This is a genomic window from Pseudomonas sp. 2FG, from assembly GCF_005502935.1.
GTDB lineage: Bacteria > Pseudomonadota > Gammaproteobacteria > Pseudomonadales > Pseudomonadaceae > Aquipseudomonas.
This window is the reverse complement of the sequence record NZ_SCMP01000006.1, coordinates 132,150-143,243: the sequence shown is the minus strand read 5'-3', so window position 1 is coordinate 143,243 and position 11,094 is coordinate 132,150. Positions and strand designations below refer to the sequence as shown.

At 55.8% G+C, this 11,094-nt stretch carries 12 protein-coding genes and 2 pseudogenes; 12 read left to right on the top strand and 2 right to left on the bottom strand.

All coding sequences use genetic code 11. From position 1 onward, the window contains the following. Positions 1-10: 10 nt before the first annotated feature. Together FFS13_RS08420 and FFS13_RS20350 are read left to right on the top strand one after the other, a co-directional pair. A pseudogene (locus FFS13_RS08420) lies at positions 11-205 on the top strand (transposase); the annotation flags it as partial. Positions 206-311: 106 nt separating this feature from the next. Continuing rightward, a complete protein-coding gene (locus tag FFS13_RS20350; RefSeq protein WP_171006449.1) occupies positions 312-530 on the top strand; it encodes an antitoxin VbhA family protein in 219 nt (72 codons plus the stop codon). Between the two features lie 45 nt (positions 531-575). Here FFS13_RS20350 and FFS13_RS08415 read toward each other — a convergent pair whose 3' ends face one another. Beyond that, positions 576-1,334 carry a hypothetical protein gene (locus FFS13_RS08415; RefSeq protein ID WP_137818650.1) on the bottom strand — a complete coding sequence of 253 codons (759 nt, stop codon included), beginning with the start codon at positions 1,332-1,334 and terminating at the stop codon, positions 576-578. Positions 1,335-1,607: 273 nt separating this feature from the next. Here FFS13_RS08415 and FFS13_RS08410 point away from each other — a divergent pair, with 273 nt between their 5' ends. The 10 genes and pseudogenes from FFS13_RS08410 (at position 1,608) to FFS13_RS08365 (ending at position 9,948) form a co-directional block, all read left to right on the top strand. Then, a complete protein-coding gene (locus FFS13_RS08410; RefSeq protein WP_137818649.1) occupies positions 1,608-1,895 on the top strand; it encodes a hypothetical protein in 288 nt (95 codons plus the stop codon). Between the two features lie 282 nt (positions 1,896-2,177). Next, complete coding sequence (gene istA, locus FFS13_RS08405; protein WP_137818648.1) at positions 2,178-3,722, top strand: IS21 family transposase; 1,545 nt, start codon at positions 2,178-2,180, stop codon at positions 3,720-3,722. After that, positions 3,715-4,464, top strand: coding sequence for an IS21-like element helper ATPase IstB (gene istB, locus FFS13_RS08400; RefSeq protein ID WP_137818647.1), 750 nt, complete (start codon positions 3,715-3,717; stop codon positions 4,462-4,464). The genes istA and istB overlap by 8 nt, the downstream gene beginning before the upstream one ends. Positions 4,465-4,466: 2 nt before the next feature. Then, entirely contained in the window at positions 4,467-5,321 is an 855-nt protein-coding gene (locus FFS13_RS08395; protein ID WP_137818646.1) for a hypothetical protein, read from the top strand. Next, positions 5,311-6,318 carry a tyrosine-type recombinase/integrase gene (locus FFS13_RS08390; RefSeq protein ID WP_171006448.1) on the top strand — a complete coding sequence of 336 codons (1,008 nt, stop codon included), beginning with the start codon at positions 5,311-5,313 and terminating at the stop codon, positions 6,316-6,318. The genes FFS13_RS08395 and FFS13_RS08390 overlap by 11 nt, the downstream gene beginning before the upstream one ends. A 41-nt stretch (positions 6,319-6,359) precedes the next feature. Further along, a complete protein-coding gene (locus FFS13_RS08385; protein WP_137818644.1) occupies positions 6,360-6,656 on the top strand; it encodes a type II toxin-antitoxin system MqsR family toxin in 297 nt (98 codons plus the stop codon). Between the two features lie 2 nt (positions 6,657-6,658). Then, positions 6,659-7,060 (top strand): type II toxin-antitoxin system MqsA family antitoxin, encoded by a 402-nt coding sequence (locus FFS13_RS08380; protein ID WP_137818643.1) that lies wholly within the window; start codon positions 6,659-6,661, stop codon positions 7,058-7,060. A gap of 344 nt (positions 7,061-7,404) precedes the next feature. Then, positions 7,405-8,937 carry a Fic family protein gene (locus FFS13_RS08375; RefSeq protein ID WP_137818642.1) on the top strand — a complete coding sequence of 511 codons (1,533 nt, stop codon included), beginning with the start codon at positions 7,405-7,407 and terminating at the stop codon, positions 8,935-8,937. A 59-nt stretch (positions 8,938-8,996) separates the two neighbouring features. After that, a pseudogene (locus FFS13_RS08370) lies at positions 8,997-9,120 on the top strand (RHS repeat-associated core domain-containing protein); the annotation flags it as partial. 402 nt (positions 9,121-9,522) lie between these two features. Next, the gene (locus FFS13_RS08365; protein WP_137818641.1) at positions 9,523-9,948 is read left to right on the top strand and encodes a hypothetical protein; all 426 of its coding nucleotides are present in this window, start codon (positions 9,523-9,525) and stop codon (positions 9,946-9,948) included. Between the two features lie 284 nt (positions 9,949-10,232). On the opposite strand, the gene msrA is transcribed toward FFS13_RS08365, so the two are convergent. Then, positions 10,233-10,880 (bottom strand): peptide-methionine (S)-S-oxide reductase MsrA, encoded by a 648-nt coding sequence (msrA, locus tag FFS13_RS08360; RefSeq protein WP_137818640.1) that lies wholly within the window; start codon positions 10,878-10,880, stop codon positions 10,233-10,235. Positions 10,881-11,094 lie beyond the last annotated feature (214 nt).

Here is an 11,094-nt window from a genome sequence, read left to right as displayed (position 1 = left end):
GATAATGGAGATGCGTAAGAAAATATGCCCCAGCGATATAAGCCGTGAGCGGTTCGAGCAGATACGCCCGCTGCTGGAACAGGCTCGCAAGCGAACCAAACCCCGGACGATGGATCTGTATGAGGTTTGGTGCGCGGTGTTGTATTTGCTGCGTACCGGTTATCAATGGTGGGCCTTACCCAGTGACTTTCTCAAATGGCGCACGCCTGAAGAGCTGTGGATGTTGTAGTTAAACGCCTCCGAAGAGGTCGCCTTGGTGCGATCTTTTTCATTCTGCGGCTTGGGGGCCTGGATTCGCATGGAGACATGTCGTGATTTCTAGCGCTGAACAAAAGCGCCGAGAGGCTGCTGTCCGATACGCTCGGGCGACGGTCGCCTTGGAGGGCGGCCAGCAGACTCCGATTGCAGCAGAACAGCTGGCGCGATTTGTGGCAGGCGACATCTCTATTGAGCAGGCGATTGAGCTCGTGCGGCAGAGCTATGGCCTTCCAAAGAGTGTGTCGGCAGCCCAGGTCGACAGACTAGATTAGCCAGCGAGATAGATTGCAATGGCGTAGTCAATTGAAGCGCCTCGCCTATAGAGGTCTATTTCCTTTAAGTATTTGGCTGTATTGGCTTCGCTGGCTCACTTTTATAGATGAAAGTTTTTTAATGTGACCTAGCATGTAGTCAAGGCTCCCAGGTAAATCTTTCTGGATATGATCAAGCATTCCATCCCTTTTGTGCGGATGCTTGTAGATACTTTCAATAAATAATTTATGCACCTGCATGTATAGCGGGATGACAACAAATTTGAATTCACTTAATTGGCTGATTTCTGCGAAAAATTCACTGATAATACCTCTCAGACAAAAAGATACTCTATAAGCCCCATGAAATTCATGTGCTCGGGTGGCGATTAGTAGTGCGGCTAGTTCGTCTAGCCCGCGCCTATCAATCATCTGACGAAATGATGATCCTCCCCGGAACCAATGACGATCTCTTGAGAGATTCTTGAAACTCACAGTTCGCGTGGCTTCATCATGTTTGAGAATATATTTTTGAAGGCCAGGTTCTATATTTCGAGCAAGAGAGACCAGTTCATTTTCTTCTGGACTAGGTATTGAGAGCAAAGGCCAGATGGGATGCTGAAGGATACGGGTTGTGCCAGGTAGCAATTCATCAATAGTTGTTACAAGTTTGGGGTTTCTTATATTTTCGCCATCCCAATATCGATATAAGCCAGATCGATACTTAGAGTACTCATTATTCGTCGCACTGCCGGCTACCTTTTTAAGCGCCTTGGGGATATGGCTGACTTTTTCAATTCCAAGCCGATACAGCAGCGCACTCACATAATATTTGCTGCGAATCGCTATTACGGGATTTCTTGACATAAAAAATTGGTTTAAACGGTTATCCAAAAATCAAAGCTATGCACCACATGTGGTGCATAGCACGCTTTCTCGCGAAGCCCTTTCCCTTTGTGGGCAGAGTAAGAAAATTTAGCCGCAGTCTTTCAGTTTTCTGGGATTTCCTCGGGCAACACGACGAAATGCAGCCATCTAGGGCTTGGAATAGACTTCATGAGGTAACGCTTTAATACCGCACGACTTGGAACCGCCACGATGGACGAAGCCGAGAAAGCCCTGCTGATTGATGAGCTCGCCAAAAGCCTGGAGAGCGATTTGCTGGGCCGCTACGGCCCTGTCATGAGAGGAGATGAGCTACTGCGTGCTTTGGGCTATACGTCGAAAGAGGCCTTCCGGCAGTCGCGGATGCGAAACACCGTCGCAGTCCCTCTGTTTAACCTGGAGCACCGGCGTGGAAAGCACGCTTTGGTGAAGGATGTTGCCCGCTACTTGGCCGAGCAGCGCTTCAATGCCGCGCTCGGCGTTTCACTCAATCGCGAGTAAGGAGGTGATCCCTGATGAGCTAGCTACCACGCGCGTAACCAACACAGTGAGGCGCGGATAAGAAAAAGCCCCCGGGAGTGCAATCCCAGAGGCCCTTTCAGACAGTCGATTTGAGGCCGACTGCCTTAAGTCTTATCCCCGAAGCCCGGTCTGTCAAGACGAGAGCCAGTTTGCAGATTCTGGCTTCGGGGCCTCTCTGTATCCTTTTTTCGATTGCGTCTTGCGATGCCGGCCCAGCTCGCCCTTTGAATAGCTGGATCCGGCTTCGTGGAGGGTACAGCCATGCAAGTTCAAACCTACCGTAAGGCGTTGCATCTCCACTGCTGCTCTGCAATGAGTCACCGACAAATTGCCAAGCTGGCGAGCGTTTCCATCAATACCGCTAGAAAGATTGTGTCCGTCGCGCAAGCCAACGAATGGGATTGGGCCACCATCCAAGATATGGATGATCGTCAGCTAAAAACCTGCTTTCACGCGGTCAGGCAGCAGGAGAATGGCAAGGTCATGCCGGACTGGGTGGCCATCCATAAGCTGATGCAGGCCAAGCACCAGACCTTGATCCAGCTCTGGGACGAATACCGCGATCAGCTCAAGTCCGCGGCCTACTCCTACTCACAGTTCACCTACTACTACCGCGAGTTCCTGAGCAAGATCGATATCACCATGCGACAGGTCCATTACGCAGGCGATTGCATCTTTGTGGATTTCGCTGGCCAGACCATTTCGTGGTTCGACACCGCACAAGGCAAGCAGCGCGAAGCCCAGGTCTTCGTCGCTGCACCGGGCTGTTCTAACTACCTTTTCGCCTGGGCCTGTGCCAGCCAGCAGTCATCGGACTGGATTGATGCACACAACCGGATGTTCCAGTTCTACGGCGGTGTCCCGAAGACGGTCATCCCGGACAATCTTAAGTCCGCGGTGATCACGCCAGGCAGTGAGCCAGTGATCAACAAGACCTATCAGGAGTTGTCAGAGCACTACGGTTTTGTGGTGGTGCCGGCTCGGGTACGAAGACCGCAGGACAAATCCAAAGCAGAGCTCGGTGTGAAACTAGCCACGCAGTGGGTGACCGTACCTCTTCGTCGACGGCAGTTCTTCAGCTTGGAAGAGATCAACGTTGCTTTGGCTGAGCTGCTGGAGAAATTGAATCGGCGTTCCTTCAAGCGCCTGCCCGGCAATCGTTTCGAGCGATTCCAGGAACTGGACAAACCAGCGTTGAAACCACTGCCACCAGCCCCCTACGAGTACGGCGAATGGATGGCCGCTCAGAAGGTCGGTCCGGACTATCACGTCTATGTGCTGAATCACGCCTACTCGGTGCCCTGGCGTTTGGTGGGCGAGCGAGTGGAGGCCCGGGTCAGCCCGTCGACCATTGCCCTGTTCCACCTGAACAAGCGGGTAGCCATTCACCCTCGCGACGACACGCCAGGGACCGCGACGACTAACCCCAATCATCGCCCAGAGGCTCACCAAGCCTACGCCTCGCGAACCGCTCACCATTACCTCGAATGGGCCTATGGCCTCGGTACTGCTACCGCGGAGGTCGTGCAGGCGCAGTTTCACGGTAAGGCTGATTTCTCTATCGCCGGCAGCAAGGCCTGTCAGCAGTTGCAGCACCTGGCCAAGAACTACGGCAATGCCAGGGTCGAGGCGGCTTGCGCGCGGGCGTTGGCCATCCAATCGCCCACGATCAAAAGCCTACGTTCCATCCTGCTACACCGGCTGGATGAGCTGCACCGCTCAGTGCATCCCGCTGCCACCTTGATCCCGCCCCATGCAAATGTACGCGGCTCCGACTACTACGCCGGGGAGAGCCGCCATGAATGAGCAGCAAACTATCGAGCAGCTCCAGGGGCTGAAGTTATGTGGCATGGCCAGCGCCATGGCTGCACAGCTGGAGAGTCCCAGTACTCAGAGCCTGCCATTCAGCGATCGCATTGCTCTGCTGGTCGAGGCCGAATGCCACGACCGTGACAATCGTCGTCAGCGGCGATTGATGGCACAGGCAAAGTTGAAGATGCGCAATGCCTGCCTGGAGGATATCGACTACAGGCCACGGCGTGGCTTGGACAAGCCTCAGCTGCTGTCGCTGGGGCAATGTCAGTGGATAGAGCGCCATCAACACCTGCTCATCAGCGGGCCTACGGGCGTCGGTAAAACCTGGTTGGCGTGCGCATTTGGCATGCAAGCCATTCGCCGCGGCTGCTCCGTCGCCTATCACCGCGTCAGCCGATTGCTGGAGGAAACCGAAATTGCCCGGGCTGACGGCTCTCTTGCCGGCTTCCGCAGCAAGCTCGCGAAATGCCACCTGCTGATCCTCGATGATTGGGGCATGTCACCGCTCACCGATATCGGCCGACAGGATCTCCTGGAATTCGTCGATGACCGGACGGGAGCCGGCGCCATCCTGATCGCCTCCCAACTGCCGGTGGCCAAGTGGTACGAGTACATCAACGAGCCGACCCTGGCGGATGCCATTCTGGATCGCATCGTGCACCGGGCGCACAAGATCGAGATGCGCGGCGATTCCATGCGCAAGAAGCTCGGTCTCGATGATGGGGGGGCTTAGTCATGTACGAGCCCCATCAAACTCAGCATCAAGATGTGGTGATTCATCAGCCGATCGCCCGTTGCTCCTACAACGACGGTATGGCGGATAACCTAGTGGTCAATCAGGTGCTCGACTACTACTCGCAGACCTTGTGCAGCCACACGAAGGCGTTGGCCTATCTGCAGGGCCGAGGTATCTACCAACCTGATCTTCTGGCGAAGTTCCGGCTTGGCTTGGCGGATCGATCCCTGGGGGTGCAGCTACGCAATCTGAGCCTTCTGGAGGAAGAGACGGTCAGAGGTGCGCTGATGCGAGTCGGTCTGCTGAGGGACTCTGGGCACGAGCTGTTTCGTGGTGCGCTGGTGTTTCCGATGCTCAATCAGGACGGAAAGATCCTGGGGTGCTATGGGCGTCGGATTACGCCCAAGCTGACCGCGCACTCGGCTTATCACGTGCACTGGCATCTGGAGCACAGTGGTTTTTTCAACCAGAAGGCGTTGTTCGAATTTACCGAGTTGATTCTCTGCAAAAGCCCAGTGGAAGCGCTGACCTGGTGGTGTCACGGATATACCAACGTGGCCGCCATCATGGGTTTTGCTGGCTTCGACGAAGAGCACCTGAGTATCCTGCAGAGCAGCTTGGTCAGGCTGATCTACATCGCCTTCGGTACTTCCCGTCCCGAGCTGGATGAGGTGCATCGGATCACCCATCTGCTTGCTGACAGCGGCATCGAAGTGCGTTTGGTTTTGTTTCCCCAGGGCTTGGATGGCAACCGCTTTGTCTCGACGGTTAGCGATCCTGATAAGGCTCTTTCGCAAGTCCTCAAGAACGCCTTGGCGTTGCCGGAAAGCACGGGAGGTGATCATGGCTGCTGAGACTTATTCGACCAGCCTGTTAGCGTGCGTGCCCTTTTACATCGAGGATTGCCTAGCGCTCGGGCAAAGTGATGCAACGGCCAACACTAAGGCAGCGCTGCTGCAGATGTTCGTGCATTGGAGTGAGCAGCAAGGCATCAGCGAGGTGACACAGGTTGATCTGGCGCTCCTGGAGCGCTACCGCAAATACGTGTACCGGTACCGCAAGCATCGTGACAATACCCCCTTGGAGCTCTCGACGCAGCGCATGCGATTGATGGCCGTGACAGGCCTGCTCAAGCGTTTGCACTACTACGGCATTGTGCTTTCGGACGACTACTCCAAGTTTCCGCTGCCCAAGGTTAATCGCAAGATACCCAAGCAGATTCCTGACGAGGATGAGATAGACCCGATCCTGCACCAGACGCTCACGAAAGGTCGTATGGGATTGCGGGACCGCGCAATCTTGGAGGTTTACTACGCCACGGCTATACGCCGAGCCGAGCTGGCCGGGCTGGATATCCGGGACGTGGACTTCAAACACAAGCTGGTAACTGTGCGCAAAGGGAAAGGTGGACAGGATCGACGGGTTCCAATTGCGCAGCGTGCACTCGATTGGGTTGATAAGTATCTGACCGAGCTCCGTGGCCGTTTGGTGACGATGGCCAGCGGCGAGGCTCTCTTCTTGGGTGAGACGGGCAAGCGCATCCAGAAGAGCAAACTGACCACGCTTGTGGGTGGTTATATCCGGCGCTCCGGGATCGGCAAGAGTGGCTCCTGCCACGCGCTCCGTCACGCAACGGCGACGCACATGCTGCGCCATGGTGCTGACATTCGTTATGTGCAGGAGATGCTGGGTCATCAGTGCATCGAGAGTACCCAGATCTACGCGCATGTGACGGTCACGGATCTGCAGGGCGTGTACGGCCGGACGCACCCGGCAGCCCAAGACTCCGGCCGGAGAAAGAAGTTTAGGCGAGTCCGTGTAACTCGAAAAATCCTACCTCAAGACGATTAACCAAGTTGCCAAATATAACCTAGTAGGTTAGCGTGAGCTGTATGGAAAAAAGAACCCCACACTGCAAGCTGTCAGTCGTGAAAGCCTTGGTCGAAGCAAGGAAAGTGCGCTCAACCATGTCCGCCCTGGCTGGCGGGGCGGCGTTGGGGTTCGACTTTGAGGGGATCGTCGGCGTTGTCATGGCGCTGGTCCCGGCAGACTTCTACAAAAGCATGACCACGCACGCCGATCATACGGTCTGGCAAGACGTGTACCGGACTAACACGGAAGCCGGAGAGGTCTATCTGAAACTCACGGTCATTGATGATGTGCTCATCGTGTCCTTCAAGGAGCTATGAACATGAAATGTCCATCTTGTGCAGCGGCAGAACTGGTACATGACACCCGTGATATGCCGTACACCTACAAAAGCGAATCGACCACCATTCCGGCAGTAACCGGCGACTTCTGCCCGGCCTGTGGCGAAGTGGTTCTTGATGCAGGCGAGTCGGCCCGCGTCAGCACGGCGATGCTGGGATTTAACAAGCAGGTGAATGCTTCGATTGTCGATCCGGGTTTTATTACTAGCGTCCGCAAGAAGCTCGCCCTTGACCAGCGCGAAGCGGCCGAGATTTTCGGCGGTGGCGTCAATGCGTTCTCGCGCTACGAGAACGGCAAAACCAAGCCGCCACTGGCCCTGGTGAAACTGCTCAAAGTGCTTGATCGCCACCCCGAACTGCTGAACGAAGTCAGGACTGCATAGCCCCACACGTCTGGTGAAGTCCACGCCTTGGCGTATGGCTTTGTCTTTTGAGCGCGCTGATGCGTTTTGAGCAGCGCGAGCACTGGAGGACGTGCTGGGAGGGCAGAAAAAACTAACCCCCTGGTGCGCAGTACGGGACGAGTCCCGCCCGAGGCGTGGGGGTTATTCTTGATGCCAAGGCTAATGGTGACGGGGTGCGCAGTCAACCTTGAGGCAGTGCCGGCGGTCTGGCTCGTCTCCTTGGCCAGCTCTGTCATTCTCATGGCCTGGGTAATCAGCTATAAGTTTTTTACGGAAATGCGTGTAAATTATAATTTTCTCGCGCTTCTTATAGGAAATTCGCCATGCGGCAACCCATTGAGCGAGCCGGATACAGCTGGCTGATCAACGCCCTCGATCTTCGGTGCGTGCCGCTTGATCATGAGTGTGTCATAGGCTCGCGCCAAGCGCTCTCTCAGTCCGCCGGTGGAGTGAAAGTAGAGGTCTTCACCAAGGGGTACGCCAGAGAGCACCGCCCCATCGACCAGATGCTGTTTGCGCTCTCGTACGAAGGGGTAAATCTGGGTGTCCTGGAGCGCGCCTTCCAGATTCCCGCTGTTCGGGATGACCTGGCTGCTGCGATCGCTGAGAAGCCAGCCAGCGGCTATCTGCGCCGGCTCTGGTATATCTGCGAGAACATTGCAGGCCACCAGTTGCCTCTGCCCGACGCAGCCCAGAACATTCCCTATGAGCACCTGCTCCCACCGGAGAAGTATTTCACCGGCCCAGATGAGATGTCGCGCAGGCATCGCGTGCGGATGAATCTCCTGGGAACGCCTCAGCTTTCAGCGCTGATTACCCGCCAGGGCTGGGCCGACGACAGTCTTTTGAATGCGCAAATAGTCGAGCGCATGCATGACCAGATGATTGATTTCTCAGTCACCGAGATTGCTAGAGCGGCGCAGTACCTGCTGACCACCGAGACCCGCAGCTCATACGAAATCGAGCACGAGCGCCCGGCGCCTGATCGAATCTTGCGATTTGTGCGAGTGCTGGAACAGGCGGGCCAGCGCTCACTAGACGAAGAGTTTTTGTTCGAGACTCATCGGATAGCCCTCGGTACTGGCCGTCCCGATCCGTCCATTGGTGCATACAGGCACCTGCAGAACTGGCTCGGTCGCGGGGATCTCATCCATCTAATCCCTCCGACGCCGGAAACAGTGCCTGAGATGATGGAGGAGTGGTTCGTCATGCGTGAGCGCGTCATGCGCAGCGATGCCCCTGCGCTAGTGAAGCTAAACGCGATCGCGCACAGCTTCATCTACATCCATCCTTTCATGGACGGAAACGGCCGGTTGTCCCGCTTCATCATGCAGGACATCCTGGCCAATGAGGGCCTCAAGCTGCAGGGAATCATCCTGCCGATCTCCGCCGGCCTCCTGGTCAATCTGGACAGTTATATCGGCACGCTCGACGCACTGTCACGGCGGCTACTTAGCGCTACGCAGTACCACCGGAGGGACTTGGCCAGCGACCCTGAACTGGATGAGGCGCATGCCCATCTGTTCGCCCACCTGGACTTCACTGATCTGCAAGGCGAGGTCAATAAAAGCGCTGCACGAGTTCTGGATGGGCTCATGCGTGATGAGGTCAACCATCTCGTCCGCCGTGATAGATTCAAAGAGCAAATGAATCGCGAACTGGATCTGTCGAACCGGGATCTTGAACTGATTATCGCGGTGATTTACGAGAACAGCGGGCGTGTCTCCAAGCGTAAGCGGACGAGTTTGTTCCAGCACCTGACGGATGAAGATATTGCGCTAGCAGAGAACATCTACGCCGATCTGCATGCGCCGGAAGAACCGGAATCGGAGGTGGCGTTGGGTCGCCCGCAGTAGGCTTCTCTTGGGATTGAGTGACTGATAGGTAGCCAAAAGGCCAGGGGTGGTACCGGAGATTAGTTTACAACTACTTCCGCGATTACGATCCGGAGACCGGGCGCTATGTCGAAAGTGATCCGATTGGGTTGGATGGCGGGCTGAATACCTACGGGTATGTAAAAGGTAACCCCATTAGCTTTGTAGATATGTATGGCTTAGAAACGTGCGTCATTGTTACGAGAGGTGCGTCTGGGGTTGCGGATCATGCTGCATTGTATGGCTCTAGCGGAGAATCTGGCCCGTGGATATATGACCCAGCGGGGGGATACGCCACAGATAATCGTGCTGGTTCAGGAGAGTTACTTACTGGTAATGGAGCGTCTAAAGACGCATACAGAAAATACCACGAGAAAAATGGAGACAAAGTTGAGGAGTCGTGTAAGCAAACGACCGCCGCTGAAGAAAAAGAATTTGAAAAAACAGCTTCAGATCGTGGCGGTGCCCCTATAGGAGGGACGTGCGCAGTAATGGTTTCAGGCGTTATCGGCGGCTCTCAAGCATTTCCACATGTTCCAGCAGGCACCTGGCTTCCGGGGAATTTGATTGATTATGCAAATAAAAAATAAACGATTACACATCACCCCTTGGGAGGGTGTTCTCTATGTTTGCCTTTCAGTGGTTTCTTTCTATTGGGCGAAAGAGACCATTGCTCGGTATGACTTCTGGCATTACTTCGCTTTCAGTCAAATTCTATGCTTGATGGCGCACTGTACTTTTGGAGAAAGAGAGGGGTGGAGTTTTCTTTTAGCAAGGCTTTCTATAATCCTCATTGCAAGCGTGGCTTCTAATTTTATATTGGAGTCTGTTTTTGTTTCAGGATTTTGGGAAACACAGCTCCGCTGGTTAGAAGAGAATTTGGCTTTGTATGGGGCGGGGCTTCTTTTCTCGGGGCTAATTTTTGGTGGTTGGCTACCGGCGGCAGGCCTAGCAATCACTAAAATGCTTAAGACGCTGATTACAGCCAAGTAGGCAGGGTGAAACCCGCAGCACTTAATAACCGGACCGATTAACTTCCCGCCCACCGAAGAAATCCTAAGCCCAGCCATGCGCTGGTTTTTTTTTCAGCCGCGATTTAGCCGATGACCAAAGGGGTCGTAGGATGACTAAAGGGGTCGTAGTGATTTGTTTGGCCATGTCGTCGTTAACTGTTGAAAAAAGTATCTTCTAACAACGGAGATCAAGTCGTAGGGTGGGTCACGCCTCCGGCTAACCCACCCTACATTCCTACGAGGTGGCCCCGGCCTTTCGCCGGGTCAAGCCGGTAGGCACACCCCGGTGCCGCCCAGGCCGCAATAGCCGGCCGGGTTCTTCGCCAGGTACTGCTGGTGGTAGGCCTCGGCGTAGTAGAACGGCGGCGCCGCGGCGATTTCGGTGGTGATCGGGCCGAAGCCGGCGGCCTCGAGCTGGCGCTGGAATAAGGCCTGGCTGGCCTTGGCCGCGGCCAGTTGTTCGGCGTTGGTGGCGTAAATCGCCGAGCGGTACTGGGTGCCGATATCGTTGCCCTGGCGCATGCCCTGGGTCGGGTTGTGCGCTTCCCAGAACACCTTCAGCAGCGCTGCGTAGCTGGTCGCGCGCGGGTCGAAGACCACCAGCACCACTTCGCTATGCCCGGTCAGCCCGGAGCAGGTTTCGTCGTAGGTCGGGTTCGGCGTCTGGCCGCCGGCGTAACCCACAGCTGTCGTCCACACGCCCGGTTGTTGCCAGAAACGCCGCTCGGCGCCCCAGAAACACCCCAGGCCGAAGATCGCCTGTTCCAGGCCCGCCGGGAACGGGCCCTGCAGCGGATGGCCGTTGACGAAGTGGCTGGCCGGCACCGGCATTGGGCGGTCACGCCCCGGTAAGGCCTGTGCGGCGCTCGGCAGGTCGAGTTTGTGGGCGAGAATTTGCGAACGCAGCACCATCAGGCGGCTCCTTAAGGGGAGATGATTGTCTAGGAGATATGTCTTTGTAGACCAAATGCAAGGCCCGGCGTTACCTCGCTCTCAGGCCGTTGGTCGGCAAGGATAACGCCGCGGGCTCCATCAGGCTGGCGGCATCGGTATGGGTTTTCATCGGGCGGCTCGCTTCCAGTATGCTGACCGAGTGGGGCCATGGCCCTCTTCACTAGAGCGTTGG